At 59.9% G+C, this 18,190-nt stretch carries 18 protein-coding genes and 1 pseudogene; 9 read left to right on the top strand and 10 right to left on the bottom strand.

The window, feature by feature from the left end; genetic code table 11:
• Positions 1 to 12: 12 nt before the first annotated feature.
• From KH208_RS09950 to KH208_RS09940, 3 genes are all read left to right on the top strand, one after another.
• Complete coding sequence (locus KH208_RS09950; protein WP_291435935.1) at positions 13 to 873, top strand: FAD/NAD(P)-binding protein; 861 nt, start codon at positions 13 to 15, stop codon at positions 871 to 873.
• A 191-nt stretch (positions 874 to 1,064) separates the two neighbouring features.
• Entirely contained in the window at positions 1,065 to 1,601 is a 537-nt protein-coding gene (locus tag KH208_RS09945; RefSeq protein WP_291435918.1) for an HdeA/HdeB family chaperone, read from the top strand.
• Positions 1,602 to 1,870: 269 nt separating this feature from the next.
• Positions 1,871 to 2,455, top strand: coding sequence for a hypothetical protein (locus KH208_RS09940; protein ID WP_291435916.1), 585 nt, complete (start codon positions 1,871 to 1,873; stop codon positions 2,453 to 2,455).
• Positions 2,456 to 2,484: 29 nt separating this feature from the next.
• On the opposite strand, the gene KH208_RS09935 is transcribed toward KH208_RS09940, so the two are convergent.
• On the bottom strand, positions 2,485 to 3,423 hold the full coding sequence (locus KH208_RS09935) for an AEC family transporter (RefSeq protein WP_291435915.1): 939 nt from the start codon (positions 3,421 to 3,423) through the stop codon (positions 2,485 to 2,487).
• Between the two features lie 218 nt (positions 3,424 to 3,641).
• On the opposite strand from KH208_RS09935, the pseudogene KH208_RS15550 reads away from it, so the two are divergent.
• A pseudogene (locus KH208_RS15550) lies at positions 3,642 to 3,944 on the top strand (transposase); the annotation flags it as partial.
• Positions 3,945 to 4,148: 204 nt separating this feature from the next.
• Positions 4,149 to 4,910: an SDR family oxidoreductase gene (locus KH208_RS09930; protein WP_291435914.1), complete on the top strand. Its 762-nt coding sequence runs from the start codon at positions 4,149 to 4,151 to the stop codon at positions 4,908 to 4,910.
• A gap of 389 nt (positions 4,911 to 5,299) precedes the next feature.
• Here KH208_RS09930 and KH208_RS09925 read toward each other — a convergent pair whose 3' ends face one another.
• Positions 5,300 to 6,175 (bottom strand): LysR family transcriptional regulator, encoded by an 876-nt coding sequence (locus KH208_RS09925; RefSeq protein ID WP_291435912.1) that lies wholly within the window; start codon positions 6,173 to 6,175, stop codon positions 5,300 to 5,302.
• A 142-nt stretch (positions 6,176 to 6,317) separates the two neighbouring features.
• Positions 6,318 to 6,566, bottom strand: coding sequence for a hypothetical protein (locus tag KH208_RS09920; RefSeq protein WP_291435910.1), 249 nt, complete (start codon positions 6,564 to 6,566; stop codon positions 6,318 to 6,320).
• Here KH208_RS09920 and KH208_RS09915 point away from each other — a divergent pair.
• From KH208_RS09915 to KH208_RS09900, 4 genes are all read left to right on the top strand, one after another.
• Positions 6,546 to 7,397, top strand: a complete 852-nt coding sequence (locus KH208_RS09915) for an alpha/beta hydrolase (protein ID WP_291435909.1) — start codon at positions 6,546 to 6,548, stop codon at positions 7,395 to 7,397. The genes KH208_RS09920 and KH208_RS09915 overlap by 21 nt on opposite strands.
• 95 nt (positions 7,398 to 7,492) lie before the next feature.
• On the top strand, positions 7,493 to 8,032 hold the full coding sequence (locus KH208_RS09910; protein ID WP_291435907.1) for a flavodoxin family protein: 540 nt from the start codon (positions 7,493 to 7,495) through the stop codon (positions 8,030 to 8,032).
• A gap of 133 nt (positions 8,033 to 8,165) precedes the next feature.
• A complete protein-coding gene (locus KH208_RS09905; protein ID WP_291435905.1) occupies positions 8,166 to 8,732 on the top strand; it encodes a DapH/DapD/GlmU-related protein in 567 nt (188 codons plus the stop codon).
• Positions 8,733 to 8,911: 179 nt separating this feature from the next.
• Complete coding sequence (locus KH208_RS09900) at positions 8,912 to 9,853, top strand: alpha/beta hydrolase (protein WP_291435903.1); 942 nt, start codon at positions 8,912 to 8,914, stop codon at positions 9,851 to 9,853.
• A 137-nt stretch (positions 9,854 to 9,990) separates the two neighbouring features.
• Here KH208_RS09900 and grdA read toward each other — a convergent pair whose 3' ends face one another.
• The 7 genes from grdA to KH208_RS09865 all read right to left on the bottom strand — a co-directional run bounded on the left by grdA (position 9,991) and on the right by KH208_RS09865 (position 17,937).
• Positions 9,991 to 10,467 (bottom strand): glycine/sarcosine/betaine reductase complex selenoprotein A, encoded by a 477-nt coding sequence (gene grdA / locus KH208_RS09895; protein WP_291435901.1) that lies wholly within the window; start codon positions 10,465 to 10,467, stop codon positions 9,991 to 9,993.
• A 51-nt stretch (positions 10,468 to 10,518) separates the two neighbouring features.
• Positions 10,519 to 10,839 carry a thioredoxin domain-containing protein gene (locus KH208_RS09890; RefSeq protein WP_291435899.1) on the bottom strand — a complete coding sequence of 107 codons (321 nt, stop codon included), beginning with the start codon at positions 10,837 to 10,839 and terminating at the stop codon, positions 10,519 to 10,521.
• Positions 10,840 to 11,038: 199 nt separating this feature from the next.
• Entirely contained in the window at positions 11,039 to 12,220 is a 1,182-nt protein-coding gene (gene grdD, locus KH208_RS09885) for a glycine/sarcosine/betaine reductase complex component C subunit alpha (protein WP_291435897.1), read from the bottom strand.
• Between the two features lie 8 nt (positions 12,221 to 12,228).
• Positions 12,229 to 13,767, bottom strand: a complete 1,539-nt coding sequence (gene grdC, locus KH208_RS09880; protein ID WP_291435895.1) for a glycine/sarcosine/betaine reductase complex component C subunit beta — start codon at positions 13,765 to 13,767, stop codon at positions 12,229 to 12,231.
• 146 nt (positions 13,768 to 13,913) lie between these two features.
• Positions 13,914 to 14,831, bottom strand: a complete 918-nt coding sequence (gene trxB / locus KH208_RS09875; protein WP_291435893.1) for a thioredoxin-disulfide reductase — start codon at positions 14,829 to 14,831, stop codon at positions 13,914 to 13,916.
• A 71-nt stretch (positions 14,832 to 14,902) separates the two neighbouring features.
• Positions 14,903 to 16,213 (bottom strand): glycine reductase complex selenoprotein B, encoded by a 1,311-nt coding sequence (grdB, locus tag KH208_RS09870; protein WP_291435891.1) that lies wholly within the window; start codon positions 16,211 to 16,213, stop codon positions 14,903 to 14,905.
• A 437-nt stretch (positions 16,214 to 16,650) separates the two neighbouring features.
• A complete protein-coding gene (locus tag KH208_RS09865) occupies positions 16,651 to 17,937 on the bottom strand; it encodes a glycine/sarcosine/betaine reductase component B subunit (protein ID WP_062253778.1) in 1,287 nt (428 codons plus the stop codon).
• Between the last annotated feature and the right edge of the window lie 253 nt (positions 17,938 to 18,190).

Genomic DNA, 18,190 nt, shown 5'->3' with positions numbered 1-18,190 from the left:
GGCGGCAAGGGCATGCTGCGGGAAATCTCGCCCCGGCCCAAGCCCCAGGGCAATCCTTATAAACCCATGCCCGCCACTGTGGCCGAAGTCATCCAGGAAACCGGCAATATCAAGACCCTGCGCGTGATTCTGGACAATGCCGAAGACATGGAATCCTTCACCTACGAGCCGGGCCAGGTGGGCCAGCTCTCGGTGTTCGGCGCGGGCGAATCCACCTTTGTCATCAATTCCCCGCCGTCGCGGAAGGACTATCTGCAATTCTCGGTCATGCAGGCCGGTGAAGTGACCGCCGCCATCCATCGCCTGTCGCCCGGCGACAAGGTGGGCGTGCGCGCCCCGCTGGGCAACTTCTTCCCCTACAATGACTGGAAGGGCAAGGACATCTTCTTCGTGGGCGGCGGCATCGGCATGGCCCCCATCCGCACCATCATGCTGCATCTGCTGGAACGCAAGGCGGACTACGGCAAGATCAGCCTGCTCTACGGCGCGCGCTCGCCCCGGGACATGGCCTTCAGCTATGAGCTTGAAGACTGGCTGCGGCGCCCCGACCTGGACTGCACCCTGTGCATCGACGCCCCCTTTGAGGGCTGGGAGCACAAGGTGGGCCTGATCCCCAACGTGCTGCTGGAGCTGAATCCCGATCCGGCCAATTGCGTGGCCGTGCTCTGCGGGCCGCCGATCATGATCAAGTTCACGGTGCAGGCTCTGCAAAAGTTGAACTTCGCGCCGGAGAACATCGTTACCACCTTGGAAAAGCGCATGAAATGCGGCATCGGCATCTGCGGGCGCTGCAATATCGGCGGCCGCTACGTCTGCGTGGACGGGCCGGTGTTTACCTGGAAGGAATTGCAGGAGCTGCCCCCGGAGCTTTAGAGCATTTAACCCTGAACCGCTCTGGACATTCGCCCTGTTGCCCGCTGACGAGGCGAACAAAAAACAAAGGCCTGACCGCTTCCCACGGCCGCCGGAGAATCTCCGGCGGCCGTGGCATATCCGCCTGTTGACAGATGCGGGCTCGTGGGTAATGGAAGAAAAGGCACAACGTTCCATCCAAGGGAGAAAGAATGAAAAAACTGTTTATCCTCTGCTGCCTTATGTTGACCCTGCCCACAGGGGCCCAGGCCGCGGACGAAAAAATCGACCCGTCCAATTTCATCTGCGCGGAACTGGTGGCCCTTTCCAGCACGTCCGGCCAGCCGCCGCTGTTCGAGGGCCTGCAGATCGACGGTTATGCCGCCGCCGCGCAGGGCAAGGCCGTGGCCGATCCGGACATCATGGCTCCGCTGCTGGAGCAGGTCTATGCGGCCTGCCAGGCCAAGCCCACGGAAAAGGTGGTCACTCTCTGGCAGGAAGCCCGCAAGAACCAGCCCGTGGCCGCCGACGGCCCGTGGCGCGCGGACAAGACCACCTGCAAAGACTACAGCGCCAATGAAGACGACGGCAGCGGCTTTGTGATCTGGCTGGACGGCTATAACCGCCAGAAGAGCGGCAAGTCCGGCTCGGTGCTGGAAAGCGACGACACGCTCAAGGCGTATTTGAATGCCTGCTCCCAAAAGCCCGAGGCCCTGATGCTCGACGTTATGAAGGAAAGCGTCAAATAAATCCTTCCCAACGCCTGACCATGTCGAAGGCCGTGACCGCAGCGGGAGACGCAATACGCTCTCCCACCCGGTCACGGCCTTTTCAACATCTAGTGTCTCATTTGAAAAATCCGACACGCAAAACCCGTAAGGCGTTACGGCGGAGTAAGCATGCCTTTGACTTTGAAATGCATAACATCAAAGTTGACCTGTTCTAAAGCTGTGACGCTGCTCTCGCGGCCGCCGTGCATTTGCCCATTTTCAATGTGAAAATGTCTGAAGGGGGAAATATGCGGAACATCCCGGTGCTGTGCGCCTTCCTGCTCTTCCTGCCGCTGGCGGCATTCCCCCAAAGCGCGCCGCCTGGCGCCGCCGGGGCATATTCCTTCTCAAATCCGGCCACAGCCATGTGCGCGGCCTGGGCCAAACCCGCTCTTTCGCCGGGCGGCGAAAAAATGCGCCGTTTCCTGGAGGCGCTGGAGCTGGACGCCCATGTCAGCGCCCGGCACGGGGGCACGGGCTTCAACCCGCGCGATCTGGAGGCCCTCCTGGCCCGCGCGGAGCGGATCTGTTCCGCCCATCCCGAACGCGGGTTGGCCGAAGTCTGGCGAGAACAGAAAAAAACCTGGCATCGCGGCCCCTGGAAAACAACCACAACCAGTTGCCGGGATATCCTTGCTGCGGGCGATCATAATGAGGACGCCTTCTTTTTCGGCATCTGGCTCTACGCCTATGATCAGGCCAAGGACGGCAACAACATCCGGGAAGCCCTGCGCAGCACGCCCACCGGGGCGGCTGAACTGGTCTGGGAGGAATGCGCGCGCACGCCCGACGCGCCGCTTCTGGGCGTGCTGCGGCGCATGCAGGGGAAATGACACGGCTTGCGGAAGATTTCGGAAGCCGCTCAGAGCAGGGTCATATAGATGGGAATGGTCAGCGCCGAAAGCAGGGTGGACAGGGAGACCATCAGCGCGCCGAATTCCGGGTCCGTGCGGTAATAGGCGCTGAGGATGGCCGCCTGCATCAGCACCGGCAGCGAGGCCTGCATGATGAAGACCTTGCCCATAAGCTCCGGTATGGGAAAAAGAGGCACGAGCAAAAGCACCACCAGAGGGCTGACCACCAGGCGGCCGACCAGGGCCAGAACCAGGTCCCGGTCGAGCTTGAGATGGCGCAGGTCCATGGTTTGCAGGGTGACGCCGATGAACAGCAGAGCCAGGGGCGTGGTCAGATTGCCCAGGTATTTGGCCGCATCCAGCAGAAAGCGCGGCAGATCCACCTTGAACATCACCAGGGCCAGGCCGGTCAGAAAACCCAGCATGGGCGGTGAAAAAATATGCCGGACATTGTCGCAGAGCCGTGTCCGTTCCCGGCCCTCCCCGCAGCCGTCGCTGCTGATGGCGTAGTTGCCCACGGTCCAGAAAAAAATGGTGCTGGCAAAGTAATAGAGCAGCACATAGGGCAGGGATTCCTCCCCGAACAGGGCCAGATTGACCGGAATGCCCACAAAGATGGTATTGGAATTGGAAACACAGGCGCAGAACAGGCCGAAGTGCTTCCGCTGCACGTGAGCGATTCTGCCCACCACCCAGGCCAGACTGAAAGTGATGATCAGGGAGGTGAAGGGCAGCAGCGCGCCGTAGAGCATGTGCAGCAGATGGTCGCGGTCAAAGGACTGCAACAGCGTGCACATCAGAAAAGGCGGCAGGGCCACATAGGTTACCAGTCTGGGCAGGAGCATCTGGCTTTCCGTGGAAAACCAGCCCTTCCAGGCCAGCGCATAGCCCACCGCCACGACCAGCAGCAGGCCGAAAATTCCCCCCAAGGCGTGCAGAAAAACCATAGAGGTTTCTTAGCGGCTTTTGCGGATTCCGTAAACAGCGGGGCGCGGCCGCGGTTCTGAGGCGTCGCTCCATGCCCCGACAGCACTACGCCTCGGCCCCCTTGGACAGGCGGATATATATCGAACCGTGTGCCGCCGCAGCCGTTAAAAAAGTGCGCAAAAAATTTGTGTAAACGGCCAATCAGTTTACCCCGAACCGGCGGGCGGATAGCGGCCGCCGCCTGAAAGAAATATGCACCTCGCCAGCGACGGAACCGGCCCAATCCGCCCTTGAGCGCCAGGAGCACAAATACAATTCCCGCTCCCCGCTGATCGCAAAATTCTGGCGCGCCAACCGGCAGCGGGCAATTTCTTTTTTTGGCTACCCGCCGGAAATCCGGAAGCTGATCTATACGACAACTGCCGTTGGATCATTGAAGATGTGCCTGCGTCACGTGACCAAAACCCAAGGGGCCTTCCTTCACGATGAGGCCGTTTTCAAAATCTTCCGGCTGGCGCTCCTGGACATCGGCAAAACATGAACGATGCCCGACAGACTAGAATTTGAGGACAGGTTTCCAGCTTACTATAAAAGCCGATTGCATAAAGCTATGGGCATCCTTTCGGACCCAATGGCAAAATTAGGCAAAAAAAAGATAACATTGTGCCTTCATCATAAGGAATTATCCTCATAGTTTGTAGCGAGCATTTCAGGTGGTACATACTCTAGAGATAGGAGAGGTAAGATGGAAATTCGATTTGACGGGCAGGTGGCCTTGGTAACGGGTGCGGCGAAAGGCATGGGGCTTGCCGCTGCGCGAGCCTTTGCCAAGTCCGGCGCTGCGGTTGCCATGGCTGATATGGATGCGGAAGCCGTCGGCAAAGAAGCGCAAGCGCTGGTGAAAGCCGGGGGCAAAGCTCTGGCCGTTACCTGCGACGTCGCTGATGAAGCCCAGGTACGGGATATGGTAGCAGCCGCCATCAGGGCGTTTGGCCGTCTGGATGCGGCGTTCAATAATGCGGGCATCCAGAGTCCTGTGACGGATACGGCCGAACTGGAGTCCGCAGAGTTTGACCGCGTTATTTCGGTCAATCTCCGCAGTGTCTGGCTCTGCATGAAGTATGAACTTCTGGAGATGCGCAAACAGGGAAGCGGCGCCATTGTCAACAACTCTTCCCTGGGCGGATTGGTGGGCCTTCCGGGACGGGCCGCATACCATGCGGCCAAACACGGCGTACTGGGCCTCACCAAGAGCGCGGCCCTGGAATATGGGGCCAAAGGCATTCGCATCAATGCCGTCTGCCCCGGCACCATTGACACTCCAATGGTGCAAGCCATGTTCGACTCCGGAAACCTTACGCGTGAATTCGTTGCTCAAACCCAGCCCATTGGCAGGATAGGCCGCGCGGAAGAGGTGGCGGACACCGTGCTGTGGCTGTGCAGCCCGGCTGCTTCGCTTCTTATCGGCCAGCCCATAGCTGTGGATGGCGGCTATACCATTATGTAATGAGACAATGCTCATTCACAGCCAGTGCCTAGTGTCGCGTCAAGCGACACATGTCGCAAACCCGCAAGGGGTTGCGCGCCGCCGCAGGCGGCGTAAGCACAGCCAAAACCGCGTTTTTTGCTATGGGGTCTTCACGCCGGACCGACAGGTGGGGCGTGACATTCCACTAGGCTCAGTCCTCATTAAAACGCCGTCCGCGAAAAGCTGCATTTTTTCGGGCAGCAAGGCACAAAGGAGAATTTGGGCGAAGCCGTCTTGAACATACCGCGAGATCAATTTCTTTTTTGCAACGCAGCCGCACGGAAAAAGGCGGCTTTGCAGCGGGCGCTTTTAATGAGGGCTGAGCCTGGAGCCGTTGACGCATAAAATGCGCCAACGGCTCCAATATATTAGATTTCTCTTTTCAAATACTCCAAAAAACTTTCCGCCGCCTTTGAAAATACCTGGTATTTTTTCCATGCCACACTCAGGCCGACCTCAATCTTTGGTTTCAAAGGCCTGAAACAGAGTGGCCCCTCATCTGGAGTCCGAACAATTTTGTCCAGGCACAAGGCATAGCCCATGCCTTCTTCCACCATAAGAGAGGCATTATACAACAAATTATATGTGGCGACGATATGCAACTGACTGTGTCTGTCGCCCATCCACCCGGAAATTTCATTTTTCACCAAGGCCTGTCTGGAAACAAGAAGCGGCAATCCAAGCAAATCATTCGGCTGGATTGCCTCCCGCGCTGCAAGGGGACAGTTTTTGCGCATCAGAAGGCCCCATATATCCTTCATCGGCAATCTGACAAAATCGTATTTTGACAGATCAACGGGCTCAATGAAGATGCCGAAATCAACCAGCCCCCGGTCAATCCTTTCCATGACATCTTCCGCATTTCCACTAAAAATATGGAATGCGACTCGCGGATGGGCCCTTTGCAGCTTATGGGCCGCACGGGCAATCAGCCGCATGGCGTCGGTTTCACCGCCGCCGATATGCACATCACCGCTGAGGCATTCCTCCGGGGCGCTGAATTCAGCCTCGGTTTTTTCCACCAGGGCGACGATTTCCCGCGCACGCTTACGGAGAAACATTCCCTCTTCCGTAAGAAAAATTTTCCTCTTTCCGCGTACAAACAGCGTCTTTCCCAGCTCTTCCTCCAGCTCCATCATCTGCCGTGACAGCGTCGGCTGAGTGACATGCATGGCTTCCGCCGCTCCGGATATGGTCTCTTCCCGCGCCACGGCAAGAAAATAGCGAAGTACTCTCAGCTCCATACGGCTTAGCCCTTCCAGTTGCGGTCAAATGCCCAGGCGGGACAAATACCATGCTTTTCAGGCATGGTAAAGTATTCAATATAAGTATTTGTTATTAAACACTCCAATCACTATATATGAGCCACAGGAGAAACTCTGACTCTTACCTCATCCACTGTAAAGGAGACACGACATGAACACAATGAAACACCTTGGCATCGCGGCTGCTCTTCTCAGCATGTTGTTTGCCGTTCCGGTCTTCGCGCGGGATATCAAAATTCCAGACGATGCCGCTAATTTCTATAAAAGCGATAAGGTTGCCATGCAGGCGGTCGCCTTCCAAAATCAGTATAAAATGGAAATGGCAGGAAATCTTTTTCTGCCCAGGAAGATGAACCAAAACACAAAACATGCCGCGATCATTGTGGGCCATCCCATGGGCGCGGTAAAAGAACAGAGTGCGGACTTGTATGCCACCAAGATGGCCGAGCAAGGATTTGTCGCACTGTCCGTCGATCTGGCATTCTGGGGCGGCAGCGCGGGCGAACCCCGCAATGCCGTATCCCCGGACCTGTACGCCGAAACCTTCAGCGCAGCCGTGGATTATCTCGGCACCAGGCCCTTTGTGGACAGGGAACGGATCGGCGTCATCGGCATCTGCGGCAGCGGCGGTTTCGCCGTCAGCGCTGCGAAAATTGACCCGCGCCTGAAGGCCATTGCCACAATAAGCATGTACGATATGGGAGCGGCCAACCGCAACGGCCTCCGGCATGGGCGGAGCCTGGAACAGCGCAAGGCCGCCATCAGGGAAGCCGCCGAACAGCGGGATGCGGAAGCTGCTGGAGGAGAAACGAAGTACACCAACGGAACCGTCCATGAGCTTACGGAAAAGTCCACTCCTATCGAGCGGGAGTTCTATGAATTCTACCGTACTCCGCGGGGAGAATTCACCCCCAGGGGCGCTTCTCCGCTGGCCACGACGCACCCGACCCTGAGCAGCAACGTGAAGTTCATGAACTTTTACCCGTTCAACGACATTGAAACCATTTCCCCGCGTCCCATGTTGTTTGTCACGGGCGAAACCGCCCACTCCAGAGAGTTCAGCGAAGACGCCTACAGGCGTGCCGCCGAACCCAAAGAACTGCTTGTTGTCCCCGGAGCGGGACATGTGGACCTGTATGACCGCACGGATCGTATCCCCTTTGACAGACTGACGGTCTTCTTCACCCAAAACCTCAAGTGAACCTCTCAATCAGGCGGCCGGACGCCCGGCTGAAAAACGCGGACGCAGGCATGGGCCGTTACGCGCGAATTTTAACCATCAAAGGAAAATGTCCGATGAAAACGGTTCTGATCATTTCCACCAGTCCCCGCAAGGGCGGCAATTCTGAAATCCTGGCCGACGCATTTGCCAAAGGAGCTCGGGAAGCGGGACATCAGGCGGAAAAAATCTGTCTGTACGACAAATCCATCAGTTTCTGCAAAGGCTGCCTGGTCTGCCAAAAAACACAGCGTTGCGTCATCCGCGACGATGCGGACGTGATTGCGCGGAAGATGAAGAATGCCGACGTGCTCGTGTTCGCCACGCCCATCTACTACTATGAAATGTGCGGCCAGATGAAGACCATGCTCGACCGCGCAAATCCGCTGTTCCCATCAGATTACGCCTTCAGGGACATTTATCTGCTGGCCTCGGCCGCGGAAAATGAAGAAAGCGCCGTGGACGGGGCCGTGAGCGGCCTGAACGGCTGGATTGCCTGCTTTGACAAAACCAGCCTCAAAGGCGTGGTCAGGGGCGTAGGCGCAACCAATCCGGGCGACATCCTTCGCAACGCCACAGCTCTTGAGGCCGCCCGCCGCATGGGGAGAAGCGTCTGAGGCGGTCGGTGAGGATGCGGCGCGTCAGCCCCCGGCGTTTTCAGTGCCGATCCATTGAACCTTGGTGCCGAGCCGCGCCGGTGAAACGGCAAAAACGCATCTTGCCATTGCAGAGCATAACAAAGGTAGTGCCATGAATCTTGAACAGCTTTTGCAATCTCTGGACAACGGGGAACCCCTGGTGTCGGGAACGGAAGCCTATGCGTGCATGGAGCGCTATACGCATGAAGCCATGCGGCTGACCGCGGAACTGAACAACGCCTATCACACGCCTGACGAAGTGCGCGATTTCATGCGCCGTATCACCGGACGGGAAATAGACGATTCTTTCAGGTTGTTTCCTCCCTTCCATACTGATTTTGGCAAGAACATTCGCCTGGGGAAAAACGTCTTTATCAATGCCTGCTGCTGTTTTCAGGATCAAGGGGGGATTGATGTGGGGGATGGCGCGCTCATCGGGCACCGCGTCACGCTGGCGACGATCAATCACGGTTTGCCTCCCGATGAGCGGCATATCCACCATATCGCCCCGATAGCCATCGGCAAAAATGTATGGATCGGCTCCGGCGCGACGCTGCTTCCCGGCGTGACTCTCGGCGACGGCGCCGTCGTGGCCGCCGGAGCGGTCGTCAGCAAGAACGTGGAGGCAGGGAGCATTGTAGGCGGCGTCCCTGCAAGGTTTATCAAGCGCGTAAGTTAGAGCATTTCAAAGTTGAAATGCTCTAACGCCGAACACGGTGAGGCGCGCTGCAACGCGGCGCGGATTCCGGCAAAAACCGCGCTTTTGCCGGAATGACCCCTTTGAAACGCTGTGTGTTTCAAAGGGAATCTGTTCTAACCTGGCAAGACCAGCCGCCTCCCGATAAAAGAGGAACGCACATGTTGTACGATACCCATTACAGGGATGGAAAAAAGGTCGCTTTCAAAAAATTCAACCTGAATATCGCCGGGCTGCTCTTTCTTCCAGGCGACTTTGATGCAGGCGAAAAGTACCCCGCCGTTGTTGTGACGCACCCGGGCGGGGGTGTAAAAGAACAATGCTCTTCACTCTATGCATGGAATCTGGCGCAAGCGGGCTATGTGACGCTTGCCTTTGATGCCTCGCATCAGGGCGAAAGCGAAGGATTGCCCCGCTATCTGGAAGACCCGGCCTCACGGGTGGAAGACATCCGCTCCGCTGTGGATTATCTCATGACGCTTGAATATGTGGATGAAGAAAGGATTGGGGCAATGGGCGTGTGCGCCGGCGCGGGCTATACCCTAAGCGCCATCCAGACGGATGCCAGAATCCGGGCCGCCGCGGGCATCAGTGCCTGGGACGTGGGGGACAGCGCCAGGAATGGATTTCCCGGCGTGAACATTGAAAATTTCATGCGTACGTTGCTGAAAGAGGTCGCAGATGCGCGCACGAATGAGATACGCGGCGGTGCGCCCTCCTATTGGCATTACGTTCCCGATTCCAAGGATGAAATAGATGAAAATACTTCGACGATTCAAAAGGAAGCCCGCGAGTACTATAGAACGCCGAGATGCCGATATCCCACTTCCGTCAATAAATATCTGGTATCCAGCAATGACAAGCTGGCGGCTTTTGACGCCTTCGCGCATCTTGATACCGTCTCGCCCCGCCCGATTCTGCTGATTGTCGGCAGTGAGGCTGATACCATCTATTTCAGCGACGCCGCTTACGCCAAGGCCAGAGAACCGAAAGAAATATATCGCATCGAAGGCGCAAGCCATGTTGATCTTTACGACAAGCCGGAATTTGTGGGCCTTGTCGTCCGAAAGCTTGTTGATTTTTGGGGGCGCTATCTGAAATGAAAAAATTTCAGATAGCTGCTTGAATAATAGCGTATCGGCAGGGCAAACGCGACAACCGCGCCGCCCGCGCCCGCGCGCCAATGCGATCTCCCTCGGAGCACGCGCCCCGGGGGAGATCGCATATTGTCGGGCGCGGCCTACAGCGAATACTTGCTGTTGGCGTCGCGCATCTTTTTCACGGATGCCGCCAGAGCCTCGGTGTTCAGCACCATTTCCATCATGCTGATCTGCTCTTCCCAGGCAGCGGGATCGGCTTCGCTTTTCATTTCCTCTTCAAACACGTGATACACGCAGAGTCCCAACGGGACTCCCGCCAACGGACCGGCAAAGGTGGGGTCGCCCAGGGTGACGGTTTCGGCATAGATTTCCGCCCCTTCGGGGTCGGAAGAGCCGAGCACCACCACCAGGTTTTCCGCCCCGACCTTCTCAACGGCGTCTTTCACACGCTGCTGATTTTCCAGGTCCATGGCGCCTGCGGCGGTTCAGACAAAACATTCGGTGGCCGAGAACAGCACCTCGGCCCCGGAGTTGGCGAAGACCGCAGCCATGGCCGGACCGGGAACACCGTCCCGCTCGCCCAGAAGCAGCAGCTTCTTACCTGCAAGTTTACCCATGATGCACTCCTTGTTGTTGCTTTGCTTGTTCCGCGACAAGCCAAGCCGTGGTTATGCCAACAGCTTCTCCGCGCCTTCCCGGATGGCGTCCAGGGTCACTTCGTCGCTGCTGATGCGCTGCACGTTTTCCCCGCCCTTGTAGAACAGAATGGTGGGCACGGCCATGACCTTGAGAGAGATGACCAGGCGGCGGTTTTCAGCCACGTTCAGTTTGCAAAATTTGATTTTGCCCTCGTACTCTTCGGCCAGCTTTTCCACCGACGGCATCAGGGCCAGGCAGGGGCCGCACTGCGGGCCCCAAAGGTCCACGATGACGGGCTGGTCGCTGTTGAGCACTTCCGCTTCGAAATTTTCCTTGTCCACGATAATCATGATGCACCTCGCTGCTTGCGTGTTGTATATGTCGCAAAGAGATGAAGACATTTTCCTGGAACGTGTGATTAATGAAGATTTTTGTTCTCTGCCAAGGAAGGCGAGCTGCGGGCGGAGGGAGTATATTCAAACATATTCGACCTTCGCACGGAGCGAGCCTGACGCAGGCAGAGGGCAAAACCATTACTCAGCGATTCCCTTACAGATAGCCCGCCGCCGTAAGCAGCGCCCTGGCCTTTTCCAGACCGGCCGAGGCCAGCTTGACCACCGGCCCGGTGCAGCCCATGGCTCCTTCGGCGTAGATGCCTTCCTTCCAGAGCACGTGCACGGCGTTTTCCAGATCGAGCACGTCGATGCCGTGAATTTCCTCATCCGTGGGGACCACAGGCGGCATGACCGGCACGTCGCCGCTTCCGGCCTCGGGCCTGGGCATGAGCCCTTCCAACTCCTCGTCCAGACCGGCGGCGCGGGCCGCCCGGAGTTCCGCCGCCACCCTGGCGGGCAGGCCGCCGCGCACGGCCTGGGCCGTGTAGCTCAGGGCATTGGCGATGACCGGCGCGCCCGAAGCCCGTGAGATGATCGACACCACCTTGTTCCAGCCCTCGCCCACGGAGGGTCCGTAGCCCCAGCCCGCGGCTTCGTAGCCGCCGCCGGTGCCGAAGGCCGCGAAGACCTTGGCCAGCACGTTGCCCGTGAGGGTGTCGCAGACGCAAACGTCCACCGCGCCGGCCAGGATGTCATTGCCGCGCAGCAACGCGCCGCCGTCCTTGCGCACGCTTTGACCGAAACGCACGGCATAGCCCTTTTCGGCCATACGGCTGAGGGCGCGCATAACCTGAGGCGCGGCATCCAGATTGAGTACGCCCAGGCCGGGATCGGCAATGCCCATGGCCTTGGCCGTCGCCAGGCCGTACACCGCGTTGCGCAGCATGGCGCAGGCCCGCTGCGGCGCGCTGATGCCCGTGGTGGAAGCCAGGATCATGGCCCTGCCCCTGGCCGGAGTGAATGCCCGGCCCATGGTGGTCACGCCCACCGGGAAGGGATAGTGCAGGGCCACCGCGCCTTCCAGAGCGTCGGCGCCTTTGGAATCAAGAGCCTTTTCCATGGCCGCCGCAATGTCGGCCTCACAATCGGGCGTTTCGATCCAGTCCATGCCCTCGGGCAGCGGGGCGTCCGGCCGGGGGCCCAGGCCTACCACCTGAAGGCGGCTGTCCCGGCGCATGGCCGTGCCCGCGCCCAGCAGGAACTCTTCCACCGGCAGCTCACTGCCCGCGGCCATCAGCCCGATGCGATTGCGCGGACCGCCGCTGCGCGCCGTGGCCACCAGCTCCGCCAGGGCGTTGCCGATGAGCGCGCGTTTGCTTTCGTTTACTTCCGCCATGGCAGACCTCAGTTTTTCTGAAGGTTGGCGGCCAGATCGGCAAGCGCGTCCAGCAGCAGTTCGCGCACTTCGTCCTTGGTGACGCCCGCGCCCGTCGCGCCTCCGGTTTCGGAAGGCGCTTCGATCAGGAAGGACGCGCCGTCGGCCAGATTGGTCAGGCGGCCCAGGAACAGGCTGCCCTTGCCGATGATCATGGCGCGCTTGATGCTTCCGGCCTTGATGGCGTCGCGGGCATGGCCCATGTAGGGCACGCCCGAGGGGATGTGCCCCTGGGTGTGCACGAAACCGGGAATGCCGTGCTCGGCCACGAATTGCGGAATCTCCTCACGCTTGAGCTGGCCTTTCATGACCGAAAGGGCCGCGATCATCTTGAAGTTGGCCTCGGGCACATTGCCCGCCCCGGCGGGCAGGGTGATTTCCGCGTTGTGCAGTTCGGGAGCGTACTTGTCCACATCCGTGAGCTTGAGGCCCAGGCGGGTCAGCGGCTCAAAGGTCAGGGCCGAGGTGATGGCCTGCGGGGCCGCCCCGGCGGCCACGGAATGCTTGCCCACGGAATCCAGGCGGATCACCGGCTCCGTGCCGTCGTCCGGCACGAGCAGCACCGCAAAGCTGCCGATGCAGTTTTCCAGGGCTTTGAGCCCCTTTTTGACGTGGTCGCGCGAGTTCATATACAGCTTGGGCAGCGAACCGCCGCCCAGCACGGCCACATTCCGGCGAACGCCCGAGGCCACCATGCTCGCGCCGGCGATGACGGCCGCAGCCGGACCGGCGCAGAAGCCGCGCACGTCAAAGCCGCTGGCATTGCCGCAGCCCGCGATTTCAGCCACGGCCTTGGCCAGGTTGCCGCCGCCGCGCTGCATAACGTCGCCCACGGCCTCCTCGGAGCATTCCACAACAAAGTCGATCTCCGAGGGCGCGAGCCCGCTGTTTTTGATCAAATGCAGCAGGGCCAGCACGCCGCTGGTCTTGCAGGCCAGATTTTCCAGCATGACGTGGGCCGAGAGGTTTTCGTCCGTATCATGGGCCCGGCGGCAGCAGCCCACCACCCGGCCGTCCAGATACAGCGGCAGGGCCATGTGCTTTTCCACGGCTTCGGCGATTTCAGCGGCCTCATGACCGGCTTCCAGGCGGGCCAGCTGGCTCTCGCCCACAACCGGATCCTGGGCCAGTTTTTCCTTGATGCGCGCGGCAAAATCCTTGTCCAGCCAGATCAGGTCAAAAACGTCGCAGATGTCCATGAAGCCGAGAAACTCGTCTTCGGGCATGATCTCGCCGTATTTGCCGTAACGCTCGGGCGCGCCGAGATTTTCCAGCCAGGGCGCGGGCGCGGCGGCCAGTTCCTCCACGCTCATGGCCCCGATGTAGGTCTTGTTGGGGGCGTAGCCCGCAGCTTCCTCATAGCTCTGGGCCCGCCCGGGCAGGGCCTTGAGATACTCGGAATCGGGCTTGGCGCGACGCTCCTGGGCGGGCGTGCCGCCGTAATGCAGCGCCAGTTCCGGCGCGAAATTCAGGCAGTAGGCCGTGCCTTTGATGCCGACATTGCCCATGTGCTTGCTCCTTGTATAAAAATAGCCGCACGAGCTCCCGCTACGCCGCACACGGTGCGGCGCGCCGCAACGCGGCGTGGATTCAGCCGAAAATCACATTTTTCGGCTGAATGAACCTTTGAAAAGCGAAGCGTTTCAAAGGCAATCTATTCCTGTTCAGCCAGATAGGCGTAAGCGGACATGGCCGCCCGCGCGCCGTCCCCGGCAGCCGTGACCACCTGCCGCAAGGCCGTGTCGCGCACATCGCCCGCCGCGAAGACGCCCGGCGTGGAGGTGCGCATGTCGGCGTCCGTAATGATCCAGCCCTGCTCAGTGGTTTCGCAGACGCCGCTCAAGAAAGCGGCGTTGGGCAGCGTGCCGATGAAGATGAACACGCCGTTGACGGCCACCACGTTCTTTTCGCCGCTCTTGACGTTCTTGAGCACCATGCGCTCCACCAGGCCGTCGCCCTCGATGGCTTCCAACACGCTGTCCCAGAGGGGCACGATCTTGGGATTTTTCAGGGCGCGCTCGGCCACCAGCTTGTCGGCGCGGAACTGATCGCGGCGGTGCACGATGTAGACCTTCTCCGCGAACTGGGTCAGATAGCAGGCCTCTTCCACGGCGGTATTGCCGCCGCCGATGACCGCCACCTCAAGCTCCTCGAAAAAGGCCGCGTCGCAGACCGCGCAGTAGGAAACGCCCTTGCCCGTGAATTCCTTTTCGCCGGGGCAGCCCTGTTTGCGGAAGTTGGCCCCGGTGGCGATGATCAGCGCCTTGGCCCCAATCTCGCCCTGGTCCGTGACCACCACGGCTCCGCCGCCCGCCGGGCGCAGTTCCTTCACCGTGGCGGTGCGAAATTCGGCCTTGAAATGCTCGGCGTGAGCCCGGAAGCTGTCGGCCAGCCCCACGCCCGAAGCACTGATGGTGCCGGGCCAGTTTTCGATTTCGCTGGTGATCAGGATCTGGCCGCCGGCCTTGCCCTTTTCCAGCACAAGCACGTCCAGACCCGCGCGTTTGCCGTAGACGGCGGCGGTCAGTCCGGCCGGGCCCGCCCCGATGATGACCAGTTCACGCTGCTCCATGATGTATGCTCCCGCGGTTCCCGTCGGGCGCTGTCGCGCCCGACGGGCCGTCATTGCTGTTGTTACGCAATTTACTTATTGAAGACCGTCTGTTCATCCACGGGAGTGGAGAGCGCCGTGAGCGCGTGCTCCACCAGTTCGCGGCGCAGGGCCTTTTCCGCTTCCGGCGAGAGTTCGGGATTGCCCAGCGGATGGGGGATGGAGACCGTGGGCACAATGCGGTTGGCCCCGATACTCAAAGAGATAGGCACGATGGTACACATGTGAACCACCGGCACGTCGGCGGTGTCCTCAATGGCCTTGGCGAGCGTTGCACCGCAACGCGTGCAGGTGCCTCAGGTGGAGGTGAGGATCACCGCCTGCACCTGGGCGTCCTTGAGACGCTTGCCGATCTCAATGCCGAAGGCTTTGGCCTTGGCCACGGCCGTGCCGTTGCCCACGGTGGAATAGAAGAGCGGATGCAGGGAGCCGATGCGGCCTTCCTTTTCCAGGTCGCGCAGCACGTCCACGGGCAGCACGCGGTCCGGGTCCTGATTGGCGTAGGTCTGGTCGTAGCCGCCGTGGGCGGTCTGATATTTGCCCTGGAGCAGATCCGTGACGCCGGTGATGTCGTATTCGCCGAAATTCTGGGCACTGGAGGCCGCGATGTGGTCCGGGTTGCCGAAGGGCACAATGCCGCCGGAAGTAACCAGGGCGATCTTGGCCTTGCTCATGTCCGCCACGGGCGGGCGCGGGGTCACGCGGTCAAAGACCGGCATGGCGTATTCCGTGGCAAAGGGCTCGCCCTTGAGCTTTTTGATCAGCATGGACACGGCGCGCTCCGCGCCGGGCTGCTCATAGAACATGTTTTCGCGGATGCCCTTTTCGATCAGACCTTCCTCGGCCGGGGTTCCCAGAGCCTCGCCCCCTAGCTGCTTGAGCAGCACGCGGGCCATGGCCGGTACGGCCTTGGCCATGCCGCGCGCGGAATCGGCGGCTTCCACAATGGGAATTTCCTTGCGGAAAAGATCCACGCCGGGATTTTCCCGGTACAGGGCCGTGACCACCGGTATGTGCAGAGCCTTTTGGACCGCCGCGCAGACCGAGGCGCAGGCCGCGCCGTAGCGCCCGGCATTGAAGGCCGGACCCGCGATCAGGGCGTCGGCCTTGTATTCGCGCACGGTTTCCACCACCAGGGCGGACACTTCATCCATATGGTTGGCGAAATAATTGTCGCCGCAGATGAAGGTCGCCACGATTTCCGCTTCGCCGCCCAGCGCGGCCTTGAAAGCCATGCCGGGACCCACCACGCCTTCGCGCACTTCAGGGGCGACGTCCGCCTTGTCCTCGCCGCCGATGCCGGCGAAAAACTGATTGATATAGTGAATGACACGATATGCCATGATCCACTCCTTACTATGTCATTTCCACACTGTTTCCAACAAAGTGCCGATGCTTCACTTGAGACTGGCCGTCCATTGATCGTTTCGGCACTTCGTGAGAGGCTGTTTCTACATTGAGAAACTTTGGCTTTCCGGCAAGGAAAACGAGGTTTTTGCGAAGGGAGTGTACTCTTAGGGTACTCGACCGGAGCAAAAAACGAGTTTGACGCAGCCGGAGGTCAAAAACACTATGAACAGTCCTAAGACAGGGTCGTCACGAGATGATTTTTCGTGTTCTCTCAAGGAGAACAAGCCTTTTATGCAGGGAGTGTACTCTTGCCTCAGCCGTTGCAGCGAAGCTGCTTACGGATGAGGACAGCAGAGCTATGGTACTCGACCGGAATAAAAGGCGAAGTTCGACACAGAGAGAACAGAAAAGGCGTTCGTGACGGCACTGTCTATAAAGTGCGGCCGCCGATACGGTTAAACCCCAACTCGCTGGTGGCGCCCATAATGGCCTGCAACTCCACTTCCATGCTGCCGTCCTCGCGCAGGGAACCGAAGAAGCCCCCGGCGATGACGTCGGCTGTGGCCGGTTCGCCGATGACCTTTTGCATGGGCGGCAACACGATGACTTCATTGGCGTTGCCGGCGGTGACGCAGGCGTCGCCCTCGGGGCAGGAGTCGGCCAGGGACTGGCTCGACCCGTCGCGCCCGGCGTATTCGTCGGTGATCAGCACGGTCTTGATGCCCGCGCGCTCGGCCTTCCAGCAGTTCATGATCAGATCCGCGTCCGGGTTGCCGAAGCCTTCCTCGGAAATCACCAGGCCGTCCACGCCGAGCATCCGGGCCAGCTTCACCGCGTAGGAGGAGCTGCGCTTCTTGTCGGCCAGGGTGACGTTTTCATTGGTGATGATCACGCCCACGAAATTGATGTCCTTGCCGTGGTGGGCGTAGAGACTTTTGATCACCGGATTGTTCACGTGCGTATAGGTGCTGTTCTTGTCGCAGGCCGAAACGCAGTTGCCGGAAATAATGGCCCCGTCCATGATTTCCGTGGGGCTGATCATGGTGGGCAGAATTTTTTTGACATCCACGCCGTAGACCCAGGTATCGTGCAGCAGGCCCTGGGACTGAAGCATATACAAATACGCCACCTTGGGCAGCCCGGGCCAGGCGTTCATGGCCTCGGCCAGGGGCGGGAAGGCGTAGCTCTCCACAGTGTCGGCCTTGTCTTCCTTGCAGCAGGAGGCCAGATAGTATGCCGCCTTGAGCCCGGCCCGGCGGTAGACCGCCTCCAGCTCATGCAACTCCACCCCGTCCACGGGCTCGAAGACCAGAACCACGTTGCAGGTTTTGGAAAAAGGCGTGTATGCCGCGCCCGGGCCGCTCATGTCCACAATGCCCTCCTGCGGAGCCACCAGACGGCCGGTGGTCAGCACCGCAGCGCCTTCGAGCACCAGGGTCTTGCCCTGGCCCACGGTGTCCACGTCGCCGATCCAGCCGGGAAACACCTCGCCCGGGCCTTCCAGCTTGCAGCGCGGCTCCACGGCATCCTTGCAGGGCAGGATGCGCACGCTCTCGCCGGGATGGACCAGCTCGGCCTCCACATTCCGGAGGGCCGGGTCTTCCAGCAGCAGGCTGACCAGCTCCTCCTTGTTGACGGTGAGCACATGATCCCGCGCGCCGGTGCGCGGGCCCCATTCCAGCTTGCGGATTGCAATCTTATGCAGTTCCAGGTTCACGACAAACTCCTTGGGTCAGACGTCTTCGGGCGGGCCGCCCGGATGAATCCATGATGATTGTGACGCAACGGGAGGAGCCCGCATCCGTCCGCATCCCGGCATGCCCGGACCGACCGGCCCGGTTGGGAAAGGAGTCAGTGCAGGCTTTCCAGAGTGGCTTTCAGCAATTCACAGTCCAGCAGAGCGCAATCGCGGCGCATGGCCTCGGGCAGGTCGCCGGGCAGGCTTTGCCGGACCGGAACCGTGACCACGC

This window comes from Desulfovibrio sp., assembly GCF_018379785.1.
GTDB lineage: Bacteria > Desulfobacterota > Desulfovibrionia > Desulfovibrionales > Desulfovibrionaceae > Desulfovibrio.
Note: the sequence above shows the minus strand (reverse complement) of the source record. Positions and strands in the feature narration are given on the sequence as shown.